The organism is Candidatus Thiodiazotropha sp. AKAK2, assembly GCF_058244685.1.
On sequence record NZ_JBSYOP010000033.1, the window covers coordinates 123,957 to 145,289 of the forward strand.

The window sequence follows — 21,333 nt, forward strand, 5'->3', positions numbered from 1 at the left end:
CTACAATCCCATTTGGAGTTTTTGTTATCAGTAACGAGTTCAATCAGCTTGCTGATAATTCTTAATAGATTGTTGATAGTTATTAATTGTTCTTTATCGCTTAGCGAGCAGGCCAGGTTTCTCAATCACATATCCGACTCCTCTCACGGTACGAATCGGATGGTCGCCGAGCTTTTTTCGTAAATGATGGATATGCACTTCTATGGCGTTGCTCTCCACATCATCTTCCAGACAATAGACTTTCTCACTCAGCTTGCGACGTGACATGACTCTGCCCATGTTCTCCATCAAGCTATGGAGGATATCGAACTCTTTTGCGGAAAGTGATATAGCGCTATTTTGAATGGTTACAGTATGCGCAGAAGGATCCAATACCAAATCACCATGCCGAAGCATTTCCGGTTCCTGACCACTATGACGCCGATGAAGTGCACGAATCCGGGCACATAGTTCATCGATATCGAAAGGCTTGACTACATAATCGTCAGCCCCCCCATCGAGCGCCTTTACCCGATCAACCACCTCAGATCGAGCGGTCAATACAAGCACCGGAATCAGATTACCTTCAGATCGCAGTCTGGCCAGTACTTCAAGTCCAGACAGCCAGGGAATGTTCAGATCGAGTAACAGAACGTCGTAATGGACACTTTTCACCGATTTCATCGCGGACAGCCCATCGCGTACCCAATCGATACTCATGCCCCGGCGCTCCATCACCGTTTTAATGCCATCCCCCAGCATCTCATCGTCTTCAACCAATAACAGGTTCATATCGACTGACATACGTCCCCCGCGCAACAATATGTCACGGACCAGGCGAGAGGCTCCTTCCAATACTCAATTCAAACAACATTTGAGTGCCCCACACCCGGTATTGAATTTATGCCGTCCATCCGATTACACGACAAATCTATGGCACCTATGGTGAAATGCCATGTAATAGCATAGCAAGCCAGCTGGACAGCAGGGTCATTATTGGGAATTATATACCAAAATTTTGTAAATTTATAATATTGGAAATGTGAAACAGGGCACGTTACGAACCCTATTCCTAACCCATCGCCACCAAAGCAATGCCCTGGCTAACAATAGACCATACCTATATTAAACAATATGAAGATTAGCAGGACCAATCAAACCAGCAGAAAGAAGGCCACCGCTGCCGCTGTAACCAGGCTGATTGTTGTGGGCAGGGTCACCAGCATGACACCACTACCCAGCATCAAATAGGCCGTCTCCACCACCAGAATTCCCATTGCGATCCCCAAGGCCCTCGGTGTCTGCATCCACTGCGTCACCCCAGCCAGGGAGATAAATGCCAATCCCAATAAGGCGGCCCCCATCATCCCAGCAAATGCCTGATTCACCGGCTCGTTGCTGAAAAAGCCGACAATCAGATACGGATCAACAATCAGAATCACTCCCCACAGAGTCAACATCACGATCGCGAGCACCAACGCCAGACGCTGCAAAACTCGGTTAGGCATAGTCCCTCCCAAATTATCTTTTAATTATCATGCAATTATAGAAAATTTCTCGACCGAATAACAGGGATAGTTAGCACCTGCTCTACCGCCCGACATTAATACGTGATATCAGAGGCTTGCACTGCCATCAGCCTCACACCATCATCCAGCTCGCCGGTCTTCTGAAACACCCGGCTGCCAACGGCCCGGCGTCACGCTGATCCACTCATTATTCAGCTATCGCCACGCCATTTCTTTTGTTCTCATAATGTTCTATACTTCAGGCACTGGAGATTAGAACTTTTAGAGAACAGTATATGCTCACAGCCACACAACATAAAACTCTGGCTTTTATCCGCCGCTACCTGAAACGGCGTGGATATGCCCCATCACTGATTGAAATCGCCGAGGGGATCGGCATTACCTCCAAAGGCACCGCTCACCGTCATGTACAGGCACTGGCCGAAGCCGGGCGCATCCGCCTGATTCCAGGCCGCAAACGGGGTATCGAACTGGTGGATGACGAAGAACAGTCCAAATACAGCCTGCCCCTGCTGGGCAGCATTGCCGCCGGTCAACCGATCGAAGCCATCGTTGGGCAGGAGCGCCTTGATCTGGCCGAATACCTGGCCGGTGCCAACCGCTACGCCCTCCAGGTCAAAGGCGACTCGATGATCGATATCGGCATCCTCGACGGTGACCTGGTGATTATCGAACGCCGTGACACCGCCGACGACAACGCCATTGTCGTGGCTTTGATCGACGACCAGGAGGCCACTTTGAAGCGACTCAGACGACTCAACAGCGGTCGTATCAAGCTGATTGCCGAGAATTCTGAGATCGCCCCCATGATCTACTCCGCAGACCGGGTAAGGATTCAAGGGGTACTGGTATGTCAACTCCGCCAGTATCACTAACCCTATCTTAGGGCCAGGGCCCGTTAACACGAATCCCATGCAACTTGACGACACACGCCCAGACGCCCACTGGTCCCGCGCTATCATCCTGGTGGACATGAATGCCTTCTTCTGTAGCGTGGAACAGATTGACCATCCCGAGCTGCAGGGTATTCCAATCGGCATCACCAATGGCGCCCAGGGAACCTGCATTATCACCAGTTCCTACGAGGCCAGAGCGTTTGGGGTACGTACCGGTATGCGTCTGAAAGAGGCGAAACGCCTCTGCCCCGGATTCAGGCAGGTTCCTGCCAATCCACAACGCTATGCACAGGTCTCATCCCGCATCATGACAGCGCTGGCAGAGATCACCCCCGATCTGGAGATCTTTTCCGTGGATGAGGCTTTTCTCGACGTCACCCACTGCCAACGCCTGCTCGGTACTCCCCGGCAAATCGCTCACCAGGTCAAACGGGCCGTATCCGAAGCATCCGGGGGCATGGTCTGCTCAGTCGGCGTGAGTGGTGATAGAACCACCGCCAAATACGCGGCAAAACGACAGAAACCCAACGGGCTGACCCTGATCCCCCCCAGCCTGGCCCGTGCCACACTGGCTGAACTTCCGGTCACCGAACTGTGCGGTATCGCCCGGGGAATCGGCCGCTATCTGGCTGAGCGGGGCGTCTATACCTGCGCTGACATGCAGCGCCTGCCGATCGGCGAAATCGGCCGCCGCTTCGGTAACCCGGGGCGACGCATCTGGCTGATGGCCCAGGGGCTCGACCCCGAACCGGTCCATACCGATATCGACGCACCCAAATCCATCGGCCACGGCAAAGTCATGCCCCCCGATACCAGAGACCGGAAGATTATCGACACCTTTCTGTTACACATGACTGAAAAGGTAGCAGCGCGGCTGCGACTGCATCAGTTTCGCGCCAGCCACTTCTACATCGGCCTGCGGCTTGAGGGCGGTGTCCTGAGCCGCAAATACCATTGCGACCCACCTACGGATCACGGCCCGGATATTCTCGCCATGTGTGAGGATTTACTGAACAACCACTGGGCAGGAGAAGGCTGCTTTCAGGTGCAGGTCACAGCCCTGGACCCCAAACCTACCGGCTACCAGAGGGACTTCCTGAATCCTGGACAGCAGCAGCGGGAGCGTCTCGACCAGGCGATAGATGAGGTCAACCAACGCTACGGGGAGTTTACGCTGGCCCCCACCCGCCTGCTCGGCCGCTCCAAAATGCCGAATGTGATCGCACCTGCCTGGAAGCCGTTTGGCCACAGAGAGACGATTCTGATGAATCACTCTGAATCCTGAACCAGGATCCTGATCTGACAAGATGTGTACCGCTGTCTACTACACTTTTAACCATCAAGAGTTTCGTACGGCATTTGCCGATTCCCGTGCTTGCCTGCCGGTTCGAAAAAAACAGGGTGATATAGCACTCCTGCCCTGGGGCAGAAGAAAACAACAAGCTGGCAAGCTGCCGCTGGGCGGATGGGCCAGGCTCGATGCCATCTATGGTGGACATTGGGATCGCTGGCGTCCACTACCGGTAAAACTCGATATCCGCCAGTTCATGGAAATCGATTTCGAAGGAGCGCGACGCTGGTTCGACGTCACCTCCGGTAAATGGATCCAAGGGCTGATCGCTCATTGGCAGCATGAACGACGCGTCTATGTCGTCACCATCACGCCGGAACTGGAAGACTCAGAGTATGAGCGCTGGCCGAGAATACTCAGTGCCGGCACCCGCTCGAAGTCGTTCATCACAGGCCATTTTAATCAATAATCCTTTTGAAATCAGAAAGCTGGCCCGGTGGATCAATCGATTGATTCTATGGGTAGGGTTCTGACAACAGCTGATGAACCTGAGTGATTGACTCTTCACTATCCCACACGACAGGACCAATCGCCTTAAATCTCAAAAAGCCTTGTTTGTCGATCAGAAAGCTGCTGGGATAAACCTTGATCCGCCAATCCTTAGCCACCGATTTAGTAGCATCAAGCAGCACTGGAAAGTTGAATCCCAACTTACTGGCAATACGTGCAACCCGGTTTCTATTCTCATTGACATTAACTGCAAACACCTGCAGATCATCCGTTTTCAACTGTTCTACAAGCCTGATCAATGAAGGCATCTCCTCGACACAGGGTGGACACCAGCTCGCCCAAAAATTAATCAGCACCACCTTCCCTTTCGCTTCAGATAGTTTGTGCGGCACCTCATTAAGGTCATTCAATTCAATTTTTGCTGGTAAAGTGGGTAGCTTAACCGCTTCCAACCATCCCGCATTTCCCATTTGACAGAACAGAAACAGTAAAAACCCAAATATCATCCCAGAACCCTGTCTGATGATTGTTATACAGGTAAAAACTCGGGTTCCGACCATCTCATACTCATTTAATTCATAATACCAAGGCGTTCTATATTAGACCGTTTATTTTGTGGCAGCTCAGCGTTTCCAATGAGTTAGTCTTTACAGTAGCAGGTTTTACTCGGTTCAGTAGCATGAGTGAATTCTGTGAAATGTACTTCTTAACTTCTCAGTCATAAAATTCTTAAAGTTTTTACAGTCAACGTCGACTATTGATTATGAAAATGGAATCAAATAAAGAAACAGGGAGTCTCTGATACATTCAAACCGGTGCGACCAAAAGCAGCTCTCGTGAAACACCTCTGTTGATGAACATATCAGCGGTTCTTCAAGGAAATCTTCTGGATTCCAGACAAGTTGTAGCAATTTAATCATGCCTACAGGCGGCTTGTAGGGACTCAACAATTTTACCTGGCTAAATAATAAATATAACAGGTAAAAAATTGTTTTATAGGGTAATTCCAGGAGAACGACATGCAAGTTGTCTCTATATTTTCATCAATCAAGACAAAACTATGGCTTGGTTTCGGGCTGGTTCTTGCGCTCTTTTCAATCAGTACAGCAGTAACTCTTATCAGCCTAAAAGGGGTTAATAGTGATGTTGAGAAGGTAGTCACAGACAGTCAGCCCACCCTTTTATTAGCAAAAGATCTCACCTTCCATATTGAACAGGCTACCGCGTCACTTGGTTTCTTTATGGTAACCAAAGAACAGTACCATCTGCAGAATTACACAATAGCGATCAAAAACTTTAAAGCAATATTGCAGGAACTCAGACAGGCAACTGTACGAAATCCTGAGATTGACTTCAATCAGCCTTTAAATTCCCTTAGAGATAATATTGGTGCATTTGAAGCAACGACCAAGCTATTGAAACAAAAAACTTCTTCGTTCGAAAAAAATTTCCCAGGGATCGACTATGCGAATCAGCACATAAACCCGATCAATCGCACGGTGATGCAATTAGCATCTCAAATGATCCTGACTGAAGTGGATGAATATGCATCTGAAGAACGTAAACAGTTACTCGTTGATCTGAGCGAATTAAGATATAGCTGGAGTCAGGTTATTAACGGAATTAGGGGTTATCTCGCTTTTAGAAGTGACAACAATATTAATAACATTGACCTCTATCTTACACAGGCTGAATCACTGTTACAAAAGCTGCTAAAGATGGATGACCTTTTGACGCTGGATCAGCTCGATTCAATTACAGGGATTACAGACAGTGTAGTCACTTTTAAAAACCACTATGCCAAACTGCTTGAGATCCATGGGGGAGACGAGTGGCGTAGTGATGCTGCACTGGTGCGTAACAACCTTAACGTCAACCTTCAGTCAATCCAAGGTAACCTGTCTAGCCTTGTCAGTCAGCTTCAATCTTCTATCAATCAAACAAGTTCCTCATTAAGAGAAAGTACACAATTTGTAATTGAACTAGTGATTGCTTTGTTCATCCTTGGATTAACCTTAGGTATTGCGATCAGTTGGTTTATTGCCAATTCCATATCCAAACCCATCATGAAAACGGCGAGTACCATGCAGAACATTGCAGATGGAGATGGTAATCTGATGATTACATTAGACCAGTCAGGTCGTGATGAGTTAGCCCAACTGGCTTCTTGTTTCAATGTTTTTGTCAGCAAAATTCGTGATTTAATCAAACAAACTGCTCACTCCACTGAATCTGTCATAGAGTCTGTAGCACAAACCTCCGACAATACCAATCAGATAATTAAAGGCATATTGAATCAAGAGGCACAAACTGAACAGGTTGCAACTGCAATGAGTCAAATGACTGCCTGTATCAGCGATGTAGCTAAAAATGCATCGATTGCAGAGCAATCCGCTTTGACTGCAAACAAGGAGGCGCACAGTGGGTGTACTATTGTTCGAAAAACATCTGTTGCTGTAAAGGAGCTTGCCGACGAGGTTAAACTGGCAGAAGACTCAATTCTTAATGTGGAACAGGAGAGTCTGCGAATCGGTGGCGTTCTTGATGTAATCAAAAGTATTGCTGAGCAGACCAATCTATTAGCACTGAATGCTGCAATCGAAGCTGCCCGTGCTGGCGAACAGGGCCGAGGATTCGCTGTGGTAGCCGATGAAGTAAGGAGCCTGGCTACCAGAACTCACGAGTCAACGGGCGAGATTGAGAATATGATTCAGTCGCTTCAGAACGGCACTCAGGAAGCGGTATCAGTCATGTCGGCTGGTCGGGAAAAAGTTAATATTAATGTTCAATTGACCGATGATGCACTGAAATCTCTGGCTACTATTAATCAGGCCGTTGAAACAATCAGTGAAATGAATACTCAAATTGCCACAGCTGCCGAGCAACAATGTACTGTAGCGGATGAGATCAACAAGAACATCTGTAGCATCAAGGACAGCAGTAAACTGAATGCTGATGAGGCCAATTCAACAGCCGCGACAGTCAATTCACTGGGCAATCTGGCCTCTACCTTACAGAGCGTAATACAACAATTTAAGTTTTCAGGAGATAGCGGGCTTGATTTTAGTGCGGCTAAATCGGCTCATCTGGCTTGGAAAGCAAGGCTTCGTTCTTTTTTAGATGGTCTGTCATCCCTCTCTCACGAAGAGGCGGTTTCACATCATGACTGTGTATTGGGTAAGTGGTATTACAGCGATGGATTGGACCAATATGGCGACATTCCTGAAATGCGTTCAATAGAAAAACCGCATCAAGAGTTGCATCAATTAATCAAGAAGATTATCGAAAAAAAGAAGAGTGGTCAGAGTAATGAGGCTGAAGCACTTTATACTAAAATAGCCCCACTATCCTCTACGATTATAAACCTTCTTGAGCAGGTTGAAAGATCGATTGATAGAGATGATAAAGCAGCATGAGCTGTCTATGAGGGTGCTGTTTTACAATCTGTGTGGTTTTGCAGCCTCTCCGCTCGCTACAAAATTTGAGCAATGTTTCAGGATTTAACCATGACTCAACGGGCTCACCAAAGGACAGCGTAGCAATTCAGATAATGCTCATGTTAAAAGATAATCGATACAACTTTTAAGTTAACTGAAAAAGAGACTCGATCTCATCACCAGGATACCCAGTATCTCACTGTTATACTGGGTATTTAACAATTCTGTTCTGGTTTAATCTTATTGTTAATATGTACAATATGTATCCCATTTCACATGTCAACATATTCTGAGTTTAATTCTTGTTATTAACGCTTTCTTGACTTTTCTGGTAGGTCTTTCAAAGGATTTGTTACAGAATTAAACTTGAGTTAGACTGTAAGACTTCAAGTTTATTGAATTCGTATCGCCTTGTCCCAGCGATACTGACTGGATTGGCCCTTTCCCCCGCCTCCTGACGTTAAAGTTCTTCAACTGATTGTTATCTTGTTTGGCCGTTCAACTCGCCTTACATAAAGTGAAAATTGTCATATTGGATATGTCGATGGAATGTAATCAATTGTTTCGGATCTATACACTGCAGAATTTTGTGATGCGTACATTCAAATACTCTACGCTTATCTAACATTTTTATTTACAGTCAGCTAGATAGATAACACACTTAAAAAGTACCAGGTTTTTTTAAATCTCCATGGATGATTTCACCACCAAACAGATCATTGGTGCCCTCAAGGAAGGTATTTTTATAACGGACTTGAGACTGCGTATTGTGGAAGTTAATGCTGTTTTTACTGAAGTTACGGGTTACCGTCTGGATCAAGTGATTGGAAAAACACCAAAACTTTTTTCATCTGGTCGCCATAGTGCTGATTTCTATCAACGTATGTGGAAAACCTTAAAGTCAACCGGAAAATGGCAAGGTACGATCTGGAATCGTAGAAAAAATGGTGAAATTTACCCTCAATGGCAATATATAACGACGCTTAATGATCCTGATGGTAATGCAACTCATTATATTTCTGTTTTTTCAGATATAAGCCAACAAGAGAGTATCGAGAATCAAATACATCTGCTTGCCTACTACGATAATTTAACCGGCCTACCTAATAGAACTCTATTCATAGATCGACTTAACCTCTCCTTGACTCAAGCTATAAGAGACAAAGGAAAAGTAGCTCTTTTCTATCTTGACCTGGATCGTTTTAAACAGATTAATGATGCTTTAGGTCACTTTACTGGCGACAAACTACTGAGCGCTATTGGATACAGACTACGAAACAGTCTAAGAGAGTCAGATACGGTTGCTCGATTGAGTGGTGATGAATTTGCAGTCATTGTCTCATGTATAACCAGCATTGATCATGCTGAGACAGTGGCGCAAAAGATCCAATCTTGTTTTAAGTCACCCTATACTATTGACCATAGAGAGTTACAGATCTCTGTCAGTATTGGTATTTGCCTGTTTCCTGATCACGCAAGGGATAGTGAAGCCATGGTAAGACTAGCAGACTGTGCCATGTACCGTGCCAAGGAGATTGGAAGAAACTGCTATTCTTTCTACTCGGATGAGATCGCCCAACAACTTCAACAAAGACTCCTCATTGAAAATAATCTTAGACATGACATTTCAAAAGGTAATTTGGAATTGATTTATCAGCCCCAGTTTTGTATGAGTTCTGGGAAAATTGTTACATTGGAAACAAAATTAAGGTGGAAACACCCGAAATACGGTGAGATTTCACCATCCGTTTTCTTACCAATTGCTGAGGAGACAGGCTTATTGATACAACTCAGTTATTGGGCAATTAAAGCTGCGTGTCATGAAATTTCTGATTGGCGGAAAACGTATGGCATCAATGTAAATATTGCAATTAACTTATTCAGCATACAGATAGAATCAGGAATACTAATTAAAACAATCGAAGAAATTATAAGCGAAACAGACTTATCTGCTAATTCAATAGAACTTGAAATTACAGAAAAGGCAATTATGGAAATGACCCAAAATGATATTGAGACATTTGATGAACTGAATAGGATTGGTGTTCGTATTGTGATCGACAATTTTGGAATAGGATATTCATCACTTAACAGCATCAAACGAATTGGTGTCAAAAAGCTCAAAATTGACAGCTCTTTTACGTCGAAAATTGAAACTGATAGTGGCAATAACCAGATGATTGAAACAATTATTAATATGGCCCATAACTTAACCATGTCAATAACAGCTGAAGGTGTTGAAAGCGAGTCTCAACTTAAGTATTTATCAAGCCTTAAATGTGATTATGCACAAGGCTACCTGACTGGCTCTCCTTGTAAAGTAGAGAATTTAATATCCATGTTTCCTGGTAACATCAACTATATTAGTGACAAATCAGATAATATCAGTCGCAGTAGCAACACTACCAATAGACAGAAACTTTAATTTCTGTATGACAGCCAGTTTAATACTTTACCAGGTAAGCTATTCTGATTTTTTATGTCGTACATATTGCTCAACAGAAAGCACCATTACTAATTCAATATGAATACAATAGCTAATTCATGAAAACACCTAGTTATGGATCATTCCGTACTTAGTGTATTTATGCTTTTACCAAATATATACGCTTGTGAATTTTTATACCTAAAGAACACTATGATGATTGAACCAACACAAACAAGATATAATAAAAAAGATAAGACCACCTTGCTTGATAATTATGGTTTAATTTTAGAGCATGCAAAATGATCCAGAAAAAACTTCTTTTAGTCTCAAGCAATGAAAATAATATAGACAGACTTTATAATATTCTGGTCAGTGCTAATTGTGATGTACAAACTGCAAATTCTAAAGAGAAAGCACTACTAGTTATCAACAGTTTTAATCCCGATTTAGTCATACTTGACAACACCTATTATAATCATGAAGGATCTGAATTGACGCGAAGCCTATTTGAATCAGGAGTGCTTTTTCTATTCATTTGTCAGCATGAAATAGAAAAGGTATCAGTAACTTCAAGTAATCCTGAAAAGATACTTAATCTTTTACCAGACATAGATATCGCTTTGAAATGGGTAAGCGATATAAGACGCATGAAGGAGACAGAAAAGAGATATAGCAAAGCAATTCAAACAGGGAGAGTGGTTGATGTCGTTATTGGTATTCTAATGGAACGCCATAATCTGCAACGAGAATCTGCTTTTGAATTGCTACGCCAAAAAGCCAGGTCTGAAAGGATTCAATTGCGTGTTCTTGCACAGGAAATTCTGGATGCTGAGGAAAAAATCAATACGATATCATCAAAATAGGCTTTTGATTTTGAGAAACGATCTATTTTTTTTTCCACAGAGACAAGCCAAGTGTAACCAACCCTAGCGCGATTCCTGTTGAAAGAACCATTCTTGCAAGCCATTCTGGCCAGGCAGGATCTGGAGCAATTAAGGCAAAAATACCAATCACAGTAAGCCAAAATGCGATTTTTGTTAATAGAGCTGTTTTTAACACACCTACACCGGGTCCGATAGTTCGTATACTCATCGTTAAACTCACGATTACTCTATCATATTTTTTAATTTACTGTTCGATTTCATCTCTAATTTCTATTATTTTCATTATGTTAAATGCTTGGTCTAATATCTCACTGTAGTTTTGCATCAATAAATTCAGACTATCGTTTAACTCTGTTCTTACGTACCAAAACTGGTGTCTACTTTCTATGAAAAATGCCTGGTAGTGTACGAGAATCGATTTCCCAATTTGATTCGTAGATCGCCTCATTGTTGTTATTACCGACAATCCTTGTATCGCTGTCAGTTGTACATGGTATTGATCTTCGATACTGAATAGTCTTTTCTTGTCTTTATCCGTGAAAGCATAAAACAGCTTTACTGCATCTTTCTCATCGTTTACAGCGGTTAAAAATAGATTGACAGTGATAAATTCGCCTTTTGGTAATCCATATAATTTAAGAATGTGTACGCCATCGCTTTCCAATGTTAGCCAATTATTGTCTGCAGAATGCAAAGTTAAAGACAAAAATGACATTAAACTAAAAACGATGACTTTCTTCCTTGATATCATATCTGTTGTAACCACTCCCTGTTCTTTTGATATTCTGTTTAGTTATTATCTTAATATTTTATTTTATTAATATTATTAGGTTTTTACTAGTTAACGATCAGTGGAATATGGTCTATAACCAAAGTTCATCGATACACCGATAGCAGGTGTACTATAGTCATTTATGATACTACGTACTTTTTTAAGTTTCACTTATTACTATTTATTTAGACTACTTCCTAGCATAAGACCCCTATACTAATGAGTTTAAATCAACATTTATACTATATACATGATCCCATGTGCAGTTGGTGCTGGGCATTTCGCCCTACACTCCATAGACTACTTAGTAAATTACCTTCTAAAATTACAACGAGTTACCTTTTAGGTGGCTTGGCGCCTGAATCTGACAAGCCAATGGAAGTTGATTTGCAAAACAAAATAATGGAAACCTGGAAATTGATTCAATCGCAGCTACCCGATACTGAGTTTAACTACGAATTCTGGACAAAAAACATACCACGTCGCTCAACATATCCTGCATGTAGGTCTGTCATAGCAGCACGACAGATTGATCACACCAAAGAAGAAGATATGATCTACGCCATACAACAGGCCTATTATATCAAAGCAATGAACCCTTCTGATTATCATATACTGGAAGGTTTAGCCATTAACATTGGAATCAATGGTACCCTTTTTTCAAATGTTATTCACAGCAATGCTACCACCAAACAACTCATGTCTGAAATCGAACAATCCAGATCTATGGGCATTTACAGCTTTCCTTCACTTGTATTCAAAGTAGACAACCGATATAAGAAAATTCCAATAGAATATCAGGATGAAAATACTATATTGGAAACTCTTCTTAAGATCAGTAGTTAAAGTTAAATATACATAGCATCCTTAACTCCTCTGTTATAAACTCAACTGCCGAGAGTTCAAACTTTTTTTCAACAGAGTCGTATGCAAGATAGCACCAAACTGGATAAACTTAGAAAAGATATCGTTTTTTCTGCCGACTTGGGGGGTGAGCAACTTATATTTCACTCTACTTGGGGTATATTTTCCCCTAAGGAAATTGATGCCGGAACACAACTCCTGGTTAATCATCTCGAGATTCAGACTGAGGACAATTGCCTCGATCTTGGTTGTGGATATGGACCTATTGGTTTGTATATGGCCAGTCGCGCCTATGATGGTAAAACTCTTTTAGTAGACAAGGATTTTATGGCCGTAGATTACGCCAATGCAAACGCAAAACGTAATAACCTAACAAATGCAAAAGCGATCTTGAGTAATGGCTTCGATCATATAGATCCTAACTCTAAGTTTGATGTAATCGCTTCGAACATTCCAGCTAAGGTAGGCAAAGAGATGTTAACGCTCATTCTCAATGACGCATATTCGAAACTCAACCCTGGAGGAAAACTATATGTAGTTACTATCAACGGTTTACGCCAATATATGAAACGTAACCTAACCGATGTTTTTGGCGACTATAAAAAACTAAAACAGGGAAAAACCTATACTGTCGCGCTTGCTCGCAAGATACCCCAATAGTTTATTTTGATTTAGATTTTTCAGCCAAAACACTCAGTACATGCGAGACTGCTACCAGCCCAAAGGTCGCGGTAACCGTCATTACAGAACCATAACCAGCACAATTTAGATCACTCTTAAATTCTTTATCACTGTCCAAACAGCTCAAGTCAGCAGGTGCTTTCTGTTGCTCAGTGGAATATACGCAAGGTACCCCAAATCGTCTTTTCAAATTAGCAGGAAACTTATAGTTTTGTCTAAGAAGCTTTCTGGTTTTTGATAATAGTGGATCTTGTTCACTACGACTCAAATCTATTTTACATATTTTTGTAGGATCAGTTTGTCCGCCAGCACCACCAACCGTAATTATCGGTAACTTATTAATTTTACAATAAGCGATTAATGCGGCTTTGGTTCGGTAGTTATCGATGCAGTCTATTACATAATCGAATTTTTTACCGATTAATTGTTGCAGGTTTTTTGCTTCAATGAACTCTTCAATTGCTTCAACTCTGCATTCTGAATTAATCTGCCCTACTCTTTGGGCCATAACTTTAACTTTAGCTTTACCCAATTCATGCTCTAGCGCTGGAAGCTGACGATTTATATTAGACTCAGCCACATGATCCAAATCATATAGGCTTATATTACCAATACCACTTCTGGCTAATCCTTCCACAGCCCAGGAACCTACCCCACCAACACCAATTACAGCCACATTAGAATCCCGTATAGATTCAAGGCCTTGCTTTCCATACAAGCGCGAAATCCCAGAAAATCGCCTAGCGTAATCCATTCACTTCCACCAACTCATAAGAAGATATGGTATATAAAACAGGCAGCATCAGTATCAAGCAAGTTAAAATGATCAACATAATAAAGGTTAAGCTATTTTTGACAGAAGTTTTTGTAATTGTTCGATAAATTGATCATGCAATGTAATAAGCTCTTTTACTCTTTGTATCGCACGCTCTTGATGACCACCGGTTGATAAATTATGTAACTCTTCCACTAAGGTGTGAATCTTTACATGGCGCTCTTGAAGATCGCTATATTGTTCTAAATTTCCATATTTGAAATAGCCTGCGCCATGAAACCAACGTCCGAAGGAGCAGCTATTACTGTCTGATAATTTTTGGTTGGAACTAGGTCCAGCATTGGTTATGGCTTCAATTGACTGAGCTATCCACTTTTGATGTGCGACAATCGCCGTCTTAACATCAGTAATACTGTCAATCTCCAACCTTTTATTTAAAGTTTGCCAAGCCGTGTTGTTACGCCACAACTCTATCCAATTCACAACATCTTCTGCAGGCATAGGTCTTGCAATACCATAGCCCTGACCTAACTGGCATCCAAGTCGTAACAAGGCAGCACCATGTTCAATACTTTCAACGCCTTCAGCGATGACTGGATGACGAAATGCAAGCGCCAACTTAACGACGCTCTCTACAATGGCCAAGTCTTGAGGGTCTTCTAACATATCACACACAAAACTTTTATCGATTTTTAAAGTATTAACAGGCAAACGGTGAAAATAAGTTAAGGAAGAATATCCTGTGCCGAAATCATCCAGTGTGATCTGTACACCCATCTCCTGACAATGCAACAAGGGTTGTATTATACGACTTAAATCCTCGATGGAAGTAGTCTCCAAAATCTCTAGTTCTAATTTATTAGCAGTTACAGTGTCATACTTTACGAGCGCCTTCTTCACATGATGTACAAAATCTGAATGTTGGAGATGATGTGGACCAATATTAACACTAACGGTTAAATCCATTCCAAGGGATTGCCAGAGTTGCAACTGTTTTAGTGCCCTATCTATTACCCATTTTCCCAAATCTATCTCTAGGTCTGTGTCAGTCAATATGTGCAAGAATGAACCAGGTGCAAGTATACCTTGTTCTGGATGCTCCCATCTCAGCAACGCCTCCATACCAATTACCTGACCATTGTACATGTTAACTTTTGGCTGGTAATAAAGAATAAGCTCATCTTCAGAAATTGCTTGTTGCAAACGATCATAGTTTTCACGATAGGCTTTTACTTGCCTATCCTGCTCTGGATCGAATAGATGGATGCAACTCTTACCTCGCCCCTTTGCCACATACATTGCTTGATCTGCATGTCTCAGCAGTAAATCTGCATCGGAATCATCTGATGGATAGAGTGTGTAGCCGATACTGGCAGATACTTCCAACTCGATATCTTGAAGAATTATTGGCTCTTCTATTACCTGCATGACACGTTGAAGAATGAGCTCGCATCCGTCCTGGCTTTCAATCTCTGTCACTATAATTACAAATTCATCTCCACCTATTCTGGAGACAGTATCACCACCTCTTACCGTTAGCTCTAATCGCTTGGCGACTTCAACAAGAACCAAATCACCTGTGTCATGCCCATATTTATCATTTATTGGTTTGAAGCCATCCAGGTCCAGATAACAAACGGCTACCAGGTTTCCCCGTCTTTTAGCTCTTACTATGGCCTGATTTAATCGATCTGATTTCAAAAGACGGTTTGGAAGCCCAGTTAAGGAGTCATAATGTGCTATTCTGTCTAACTCGGCTTCCGCCTTTTTTCTATCGGTGATATCGTGGATGATTGAGTAAAGTACTTGTTTACCTCCCCAGTCAATCGGCCCTGAATGTACCTCAACGTCTCTGATCTCTCCACTTGCCAATGCGTGTTGAAAATAGAAGTGATTACGTTCCTCACGCTTCGCTAAATCCATCTCATGAGAAATTTCTGCATCAGTCAATACGTTTATATCGCTGATATTCATGTCTAACAATTGCTCAACACGGTAGCCATAGTAGATTTCTGCAGCATGATTTGCAGCGAGAATTTTCCCAGTACCCGGATCAATAGTTATCATTATCGCTTTACTTTTTTCGAACAACATCCTGAAGCGCTCTTCACTATTTCTAAGCGCATCGGAAAGCCCTTTTTCTCTCTCTAGAGCTTCACTGAGTTCTTCATTACTCTCTTTCAGATCCTGATTGATATCAGCCAACTCCTGCGTTCGTATATCAATACGTTGCTCTAATTCACGGCCTGATTTCTTTAATTCTATAATTTGATTTTGTAGAATTGCACCCATTTCATGTAATGAATATGATAGCTTTCCAATCTCATCTTTACTGCGTATTGTTGATTTTGAATCAAATTTGCCATTTGCAATGGATTCGGCATATCCAGATAACTGTTTAACCGGATCAATGACAGAACGTCGTAAAAATAGATTAAGCAAAATTGCTATTACAAGGAATGTAACAAGAACATTGATTATAATTTGGGTAATTGCCTGTTCCACTTTTCGGTCAACAATAGATGATAGAAATCCAAGCCTTACAACACCGACATAGTTTTCATCATGATCGAATAAGGGTATTGATACATCATAGTATCTTTCACCATCAAACCGATCATAAATGTGCCAGACTGGTGACTTCTCGCTAAGAATTTTTTGTGCTACTAGGTCCGTAAAATGATGACCAATCAAACTGCTGTTACTATGGAAAAGCACAACTCCCAGCTCATCTGTTATACCGGCATATGCGATATGACTATTTTTTTCCACCACTTCCACCAGTTTATTATCCATACCTGATAGTGAATCAAGCGGTAGCCCTAGCGCAAGCAGTTCTGTTAACAGGCTTTCAATACTATATCCAATGCCAAAACTGCCTGTTAGCAATGCATCCGTATACTTACTTCGAAAGCTGACTACATTAAGCATGGAACTGACTAATAGTGATATAGCCAGTATTCCAATTGTAATTAAAAGAATTTTTCTACTTAGACCCATGGCGAGTGTCTTGACTATGCCTTATTAGATGCTTGTCATACAGATAGTCATCTGATGATATTTTTTCCTGCAAGTTGCAAAATACCTACCGGTACATTTATCCCAAATTGCTGCGTTTTATTTAAATCAACAGCATAACCAAAACGTGCAGGCCATCTGGGTTCAATAAATTCTATTGGCACACCCTCAAACAGCTCACTCACCATTTCTCCCAGTTGACGCCCTATACTCTTCAAGCATGGAAATACAACGGCTGTAGCACCCCACTCAGAAACCACATCATTCTTAACCAAGCCAATTAAAGGTTTTTTACCGTAAGTTTTCACAGCCTCCGCAAAATGCCGTCTCGCCCCGAGCTGATCATTGGGTTTTAAAAAAGCATCCACTTGATCATTCATCTGCTTGATGACAGGAATGGCCAAATTTGCCATCTGTTCATCTCCATCATCTCCTGTTATTAGCGGTAAAGGGTGAAATATGACTTCGATATTATTAAAGGCAGGATCATTTTCCAGAAGCTTTTTTATCCATTTATTGTAGCTTTGTGATTGAGGCATATCGGCATATATCAAGCCCACTTTCCGTACATTTGGTATTAATTGACGGAGGAACAAAAACCTTGACTTAACTGGGACAGGATAACTGACACCTGTAAAATTCACTTTAGGCGGTTGATCAAAGCTGTCAATAACACCAATACCGATAGGATCAGTAGGTGCACCAAAAATCACTGGCACATCACTTTCGAAGAGAGTGTTTTTGGCAGAAATAGTGGCGACTGTACCTCCAACATAGATCACATCATAATTCTCTTTTATTTCACGCTTTAGAATTTCCATCCCCAAAGAGGCACTATTGTCGATATAGTGATGGGTGATTACCAGGTTATCGCCTTGTCGATAACCTCTTTCCATCAGTGTATCTATGAGAGAATTACGAACATCCTCATAGGGACTTCCAACTTGGGAATCCAGAATAAGCAATCGATAAACTTTTTCTATTTCTGATGAGGAGAGAGAAGAAATCGGGATAAGGCATCCGAAAAGTGCTAATAAGGTGACAAGAGTGAACTTTATTGTGCTCATCTACCTTCTACCAAGGTAGATATCAATGCGGTACAAGCACAGGTTGAACCTGGCAATCTTATGATGGATCATCACTATCTGCTCCAAGTATCTCTACCAATCACAGGTTCTTGCTGATAAGGATTCCCAATAATTTATCCTGTATATTCAGCAGGCTGGGTCAACCAGCAAGTCCCAGATACGAAAGCATTCCTGATCCAATGGATTGCCACTAAAAAGTTGTGTAATAATAACATGTTATACGCTTACTCATGAATTGAATTATACCTCAGCCTAACGACTTTTCACCTTGAATAGTCAGCTAAACGATTCAATTCTAAGCATTTAATACCTTAATTCTCTGATCAGTCCGTTCCTTGACACCTTAGGAAACAAACCCGCTTTTATAAATATATTTTATACTATATAAATGCTATTCATAGTTTAGAAATGAATTTATTTCCTAGCTAAGGCTAGATCTTCCGTTACAACTTGTTACATCGGGTTACATCTCAGATAGGATCTTTAACATGCCTTAAACCAGAATATTGACTGTAGCTCATAACACCTATCTGGAGATTATCATGAGTAAAACAGCAATTATCATCGTCAGCCTGCTTGTACTTTTGCTGATCAGTGGAGTCGCTATTGCACGCTACAAGGGCTTTTGTAGCAATTCAGAGGCACGAATTGGCTGGATGGCAGAGAGACTGGATAAACATTTGGAACTCTCTGACAACCAGAGAGTTCACCTGGACAAATTTCGTACAGAAGTCATATCGATGACTGAAACTATACGCAGCGATCGGGAGATGTATGCTAAAGAGGCAGCCGACCTACTTAATCAAACAAGCCTCGACCGGGAACGAGCTCATACCCTTCTGATGCAAAAGCAGGCTCAACTGGCTAGCATCAGCAGTGATTTCATCGATGCATTCGCTGACTTTAGCGACAATCTTGAACAGCATCAACGGGATAAATTACAGACCATGATTCTGCACCATAAAGCTCACCGACATTGCGGACCGGGTTGTGATACCCCTGCAAACTCAAAGCAGGAATAGTTTGTGTGGATATACCCATGATCCAGTCGCCCTACTCTATTCCTTGGTAGGGCGGTTTGATCTGCTACAAAACTTATAATTTTCCCCGAAAACCAGTCTTGAACTTGGATAGTGTAGTTGGGTGGTCAATAGCAATTAAGTTATGCTAAACCTTTGAGTTACCAGGATCGCTTGATGCCTCAGATACTGCTTATTGATGATGACCAGGAGCTGGCAGCACCTCTCAGCGAGTATTTCTCCCGCTATGGGTTGAGCCTGAAATCAGCTATCACCCCATCCCAAGGCTTTGACTGCCTCCGAACTTCCAAACCTGATCTGATCGTACTTGACATCATGCTTCCTGAAATGGATGGCTTTGAGGTCTGTCGTCAGATTAGAAAAAGCAGTGATATTCCAATTCTCATGCTTACCGCCAGGGGGGAGGTAATGGATCGTGTTATTGGCCTGGAAATCGGTGCTGATGACTATCTGGCTAAACCCTTTGAGCCCAGGGAGCTGGTTGCCAGAATTCAGAATATTCTCAAACGCAGTCTGTCTCACTCTACTACTTCAGACATTCATGAACTCGGCGACATTCAGCTGAACCAAGTGCAGCAAAGCGCCTCGATTGACAACCGAAATATAAATCTGACACACCTGGAGTATCTACTGCTTGAGCTTTTTGTATTACATCCAGGCCAAGTATTCAGTAGAGATGAGATCTTAACTGCGATTAAGGGTGTCGAAGCTGATCTTTACACCAGGTCAATTGACATACTGGTCAGTCGTCTACGACAAAAAATCCAGCCACTGGACTATATCAAGACAGTTTGGGGTTCCGGTTACCGTATGGTAGAACCTACACAATGAAATTTCGGCATAGACTCAGTATCCGCTTGATAATACTGTTTATTATAATCAGTATTCTGATTATTTTCGTGCTCAACACTGGCTTCCGCTATGGTATGCGTGATGAGTTCAAGCGACTGGCGGAACCCCATCTGGTCGAGTATGTCGATCACCTGCAACAACAGATTGGAGCACCACCCGATATTCTTGCTGCTTCAGCACTGGCAGAAAGACTCAGCATCGATATACAGATTAATTCACCTGCTGACCGCTGGTCCAGTAGTGGTGTTTTCCTCAATGAACAAAGCCTGGATTTTCATCAACATCAGCTGTCAAGCGGGCGTGTTGTTGAAGTTAGTCATCAAGCCAGCCGTTTCATAATGCGGCTACAAGAAGGCGATGTCACTGCCTTGTATATCACCAAACAGAAGTTCAGTAGCTCTCAACTACCATTGATTGCCTCTATTACCATCGCTGTTGTACTACTATTGATTGCACTGACTTATCACTTTGTTCGACGTCTTTTCCTGCCAATCGAGACCATTCGTCAGGGTGTGGCCAATTTTGGTTCTGGAGACCTGAAATACCGCATCAAACTTCAACGTAAGGATGAGTTGGGAGAGCTAGCCCGTAGCGTCAACATCATGGCTGATGAAATACAGGGAATGCTGGAAGCAAAACGCCAACTTTTACTCGCTATCAGCCATGAGTTGAGGTCACCTCTAACCAGAGTAAGACTCAATGCTGAGCTTATTGAACATGGTGAGCCTAGGGAACGTATCATTCAGGACCTGAAACTGCTGGAGCAACAGTTAAACGAACTGTTGGAAACCGAACGGCTGGAATCCAATCATGCCAAACTCGATCTTCAGCTGGCTGATCCAGAGTATTTGATTAATTCGGTTACAAAGGAGCATTTTGCACAAAGCCAGTGGCAAAGTCACTTTGACAAGAATGGCGAGTTGATCCTATTGGACATTGCCCGTATCAAGCTTTTAATTAAAAACCTACTGGACAATGCCCTGCGCCATACGAACCTGCAGCATGGCGATGTGGAAATCCATAGCCAGCTGACCAAAGAGGGCTGGCATTTTCAAGTCACAGACTTTGGATCAGGCATTGCTGAAGAGCATCTGAAACACTTGACTGAACCATTTTATCGAGCTGATAAAGCCCGCCAAAGATCCACCGGGGGATATGGACTGGGGCTCTATTTATGCCGAGTCATCACTGAAGCCCATGGAGGAGAGTTGACGATTGAGAGTCAACTGGGCAAAGGTACTCAAGTCTCTGTAACCATACCCCATACTACGCCAACGGTTTAACAAAAA

The 21,333-nt window shown here is 42.5% G+C and carries 18 protein-coding genes and 3 pseudogenes; 13 read left to right on the plus strand and 8 right to left on the minus strand.

Annotated features, from left to right (window positions below; genetic code table 11):
* Positions 1 to 93 precede the first annotated feature (93 nt).
* Positions 94 to 783, minus strand: a complete 690-nt coding sequence (locus tag AC4IE8_RS15850; protein WP_490791445.1) for a response regulator — start codon at positions 781 to 783, stop codon at positions 94 to 96.
* A gap of 350 nt (positions 784 to 1,133) precedes the next feature.
* Positions 1,134 to 1,487, minus strand: a complete 354-nt coding sequence (locus AC4IE8_RS15855) for a hypothetical protein (protein ID WP_068995622.1) — start codon at positions 1,485 to 1,487, stop codon at positions 1,134 to 1,136.
* 296 nt (positions 1,488 to 1,783) lie between these two features.
* Between AC4IE8_RS15855 and lexA the strand changes: the two genes are divergently transcribed.
* From lexA to AC4IE8_RS15870, 3 genes are read left to right on the plus strand one after another with little or no spacing between them, the layout of a single operon-like run.
* On the plus strand, positions 1,784 to 2,383 hold the full coding sequence (gene lexA, locus AC4IE8_RS15860) for a transcriptional repressor LexA (RefSeq protein ID WP_068995621.1): 600 nt from the start codon (positions 1,784 to 1,786) through the stop codon (positions 2,381 to 2,383).
* Between the two features lie 37 nt (positions 2,384 to 2,420).
* Entirely contained in the window at positions 2,421 to 3,689 is a 1,269-nt protein-coding gene (locus AC4IE8_RS15865; RefSeq protein ID WP_490791446.1) for a DNA polymerase Y family protein, read from the plus strand.
* Between the two features lie 22 nt (positions 3,690 to 3,711).
* On the plus strand, positions 3,712 to 4,164 hold the full coding sequence (locus AC4IE8_RS15870) for a hypothetical protein (RefSeq protein ID WP_068995619.1): 453 nt from the start codon (positions 3,712 to 3,714) through the stop codon (positions 4,162 to 4,164).
* A gap of 46 nt (positions 4,165 to 4,210) precedes the next feature.
* Here AC4IE8_RS15870 and AC4IE8_RS15875 read toward each other — a convergent pair whose 3' ends face one another.
* The gene (locus tag AC4IE8_RS15875; RefSeq protein ID WP_490791447.1) at positions 4,211 to 4,615 is read right to left on the minus strand and encodes a TlpA family protein disulfide reductase; all 405 of its coding nucleotides are present in this window, start codon (positions 4,613 to 4,615) and stop codon (positions 4,211 to 4,213) included.
* Positions 4,616 to 5,923: 1,308 nt separating this feature from the next.
* Between AC4IE8_RS15875 and AC4IE8_RS15880 the strand changes: the two are divergent.
* From AC4IE8_RS15880 to AC4IE8_RS15900, 5 genes and pseudogenes are all read left to right on the plus strand, one after another.
* Positions 5,924 to 6,394: pseudogene (locus tag AC4IE8_RS15880) on the plus strand (HAMP domain-containing protein); the annotation flags it as partial.
* Between the two features lie 102 nt (positions 6,395 to 6,496).
* Positions 6,497 to 7,078 (plus strand): annotated as a pseudogene (locus AC4IE8_RS15885) (methyl-accepting chemotaxis protein); the annotation flags it as partial.
* A gap of 222 nt (positions 7,079 to 7,300) precedes the next feature.
* Positions 7,301 to 7,621 (plus strand): annotated as a pseudogene (locus AC4IE8_RS15890) (CZB domain-containing protein); the annotation flags it as partial.
* A 712-nt stretch (positions 7,622 to 8,333) separates the two neighbouring features.
* Positions 8,334 to 10,067, plus strand: a complete 1,734-nt coding sequence (locus tag AC4IE8_RS15895) for a putative bifunctional diguanylate cyclase/phosphodiesterase (protein WP_490791448.1) — start codon at positions 8,334 to 8,336, stop codon at positions 10,065 to 10,067.
* Positions 10,068 to 10,369: 302 nt separating this feature from the next.
* Positions 10,370 to 10,933: an ANTAR domain-containing response regulator gene (locus tag AC4IE8_RS15900; protein WP_490791449.1), complete on the plus strand. Its 564-nt coding sequence runs from the start codon at positions 10,370 to 10,372 to the stop codon at positions 10,931 to 10,933.
* Positions 10,934 to 10,955: 22 nt separating this feature from the next.
* Here the strand turns inward: AC4IE8_RS15900 and AC4IE8_RS15905 are convergent, their stop codons facing one another.
* Both AC4IE8_RS15905 and AC4IE8_RS15910 read right to left on the minus strand, forming a co-directional pair.
* The gene (locus AC4IE8_RS15905; protein WP_490791450.1) at positions 10,956 to 11,162 is read right to left on the minus strand and encodes a hypothetical protein; all 207 of its coding nucleotides are present in this window, start codon (positions 11,160 to 11,162) and stop codon (positions 10,956 to 10,958) included.
* Positions 11,163 to 11,198: 36 nt separating this feature from the next.
* Positions 11,199 to 11,720 carry a hypothetical protein gene (locus AC4IE8_RS15910; protein ID WP_490791451.1) on the minus strand — a complete coding sequence of 174 codons (522 nt, stop codon included), beginning with the start codon at positions 11,718 to 11,720 and terminating at the stop codon, positions 11,199 to 11,201.
* A gap of 225 nt (positions 11,721 to 11,945) precedes the next feature.
* Between AC4IE8_RS15910 and AC4IE8_RS15915 the strand changes: the two genes are divergently transcribed.
* Both AC4IE8_RS15915 and AC4IE8_RS15920 read left to right on the plus strand, forming a co-directional pair.
* Positions 11,946 to 12,572, plus strand: a complete 627-nt coding sequence (locus AC4IE8_RS15915) for a DsbA family protein (RefSeq protein WP_068995613.1) — start codon at positions 11,946 to 11,948, stop codon at positions 12,570 to 12,572.
* 81 nt (positions 12,573 to 12,653) lie between these two features.
* Complete coding sequence (locus AC4IE8_RS15920) at positions 12,654 to 13,250, plus strand: class I SAM-dependent methyltransferase (RefSeq protein WP_068995612.1); 597 nt, start codon at positions 12,654 to 12,656, stop codon at positions 13,248 to 13,250.
* 1 nt (position 13,251) lies between these two features.
* On the opposite strand, the gene AC4IE8_RS15925 is transcribed toward AC4IE8_RS15920, so the two are convergent.
* The 3 genes from AC4IE8_RS15925 to AC4IE8_RS15935 all read right to left on the minus strand — a co-directional run bounded on the left by AC4IE8_RS15925 (position 13,252) and on the right by AC4IE8_RS15935 (position 18,131).
* Positions 13,252 to 14,025, minus strand: coding sequence for a tRNA threonylcarbamoyladenosine dehydratase (locus AC4IE8_RS15925; RefSeq protein WP_068995611.1), 774 nt, complete (start codon positions 14,023 to 14,025; stop codon positions 13,252 to 13,254).
* Between the two features lie 87 nt (positions 14,026 to 14,112).
* A complete protein-coding gene (locus AC4IE8_RS15930; RefSeq protein WP_083226302.1) occupies positions 14,113 to 17,046 on the minus strand; it encodes an EAL domain-containing protein in 2,934 nt (977 codons plus the stop codon).
* Positions 17,047 to 17,093: 47 nt separating this feature from the next.
* Positions 17,094 to 18,131, minus strand: coding sequence for an ABC transporter substrate binding protein (locus AC4IE8_RS15935; RefSeq protein ID WP_083226301.1), 1,038 nt, complete (start codon positions 18,129 to 18,131; stop codon positions 17,094 to 17,096).
* Between the two features lie 563 nt (positions 18,132 to 18,694).
* Here AC4IE8_RS15935 and AC4IE8_RS15940 point away from each other — a divergent pair.
* The 3 genes from AC4IE8_RS15940 to AC4IE8_RS15950 all read left to right on the plus strand — a co-directional run bounded on the left by AC4IE8_RS15940 (position 18,695) and on the right by AC4IE8_RS15950 (position 21,327).
* On the plus strand, positions 18,695 to 19,174 hold the full coding sequence (locus AC4IE8_RS15940) for a hypothetical protein (protein ID WP_068995608.1): 480 nt from the start codon (positions 18,695 to 18,697) through the stop codon (positions 19,172 to 19,174).
* A 174-nt stretch (positions 19,175 to 19,348) separates the two neighbouring features.
* On the plus strand, positions 19,349 to 20,023 hold the full coding sequence (locus AC4IE8_RS15945) for a response regulator transcription factor (protein ID WP_068995607.1): 675 nt from the start codon (positions 19,349 to 19,351) through the stop codon (positions 20,021 to 20,023).
* A 68-nt stretch (positions 20,024 to 20,091) separates the two neighbouring features.
* Positions 20,092 to 21,327 (plus strand): sensor histidine kinase, encoded by a 1,236-nt coding sequence (locus tag AC4IE8_RS15950; protein WP_490791452.1) that lies wholly within the window; start codon positions 20,092 to 20,094, stop codon positions 21,325 to 21,327.
* Positions 21,328 to 21,333: the final 6 nt, after the last annotated feature.

Coding starts and splice junctions, on each gene's coding strand:
- AC4IE8_RS15850 (WP_490791445.1), bottom strand. CDS start 783: ATGTCAGTCGATATGAACCTGTTATTGGTTGAAGACGATGAGATGCTG.
- AC4IE8_RS15870 (WP_068995619.1), top strand. CDS start 3,712: ATGTGTACCGCTGTCTACTACACTTTTAACCATCAAGAGTTTCGTACG.
- AC4IE8_RS15935 (WP_083226301.1), bottom strand. CDS start 18,131: ATGAGCACAATAAAGTTCACTCTTGTCACCTTATTAGCACTTTTCGGA.
- AC4IE8_RS15945 (WP_068995607.1), top strand. CDS start 19,349: ATGCCTCAGATACTGCTTATTGATGATGACCAGGAGCTGGCAGCACCT.
- AC4IE8_RS15940 (WP_068995608.1), top strand. CDS start 18,695: ATGAGTAAAACAGCAATTATCATCGTCAGCCTGCTTGTACTTTTGCTG.
- AC4IE8_RS15855 (WP_068995622.1), bottom strand. CDS start 1,487: ATGCCTAACCGAGTTTTGCAGCGTCTGGCGTTGGTGCTCGCGATCGTG.
- AC4IE8_RS15905 (WP_490791450.1), bottom strand. CDS start 11,162: ATGAGTATACGAACTATCGGACCCGGTGTAGGTGTGTTAAAAACAGCT.
- AC4IE8_RS15900 (WP_490791449.1), top strand. CDS start 10,370: ATGATCCAGAAAAAACTTCTTTTAGTCTCAAGCAATGAAAATAATATA.
- AC4IE8_RS15865 (WP_490791446.1), top strand. CDS start 2,421: ATGCAACTTGACGACACACGCCCAGACGCCCACTGGTCCCGCGCTATC.
- AC4IE8_RS15915 (WP_068995613.1), top strand. CDS start 11,946: ATGAGTTTAAATCAACATTTATACTATATACATGATCCCATGTGCAGT.
- AC4IE8_RS15930 (WP_083226302.1), bottom strand. CDS start 17,046: ATGGGTCTAAGTAGAAAAATTCTTTTAATTACAATTGGAATACTGGCT.
- AC4IE8_RS15925 (WP_068995611.1), bottom strand. CDS start 14,025: ATGGATTACGCTAGGCGATTTTCTGGGATTTCGCGCTTGTATGGAAAG.
- AC4IE8_RS15920 (WP_068995612.1), top strand. CDS start 12,654: ATGCAAGATAGCACCAAACTGGATAAACTTAGAAAAGATATCGTTTTT.
- AC4IE8_RS15895 (WP_490791448.1), top strand. CDS start 8,334: ATGGATGATTTCACCACCAAACAGATCATTGGTGCCCTCAAGGAAGGT.
- lexA (WP_068995621.1), top strand. CDS start 1,784: ATGCTCACAGCCACACAACATAAAACTCTGGCTTTTATCCGCCGCTAC.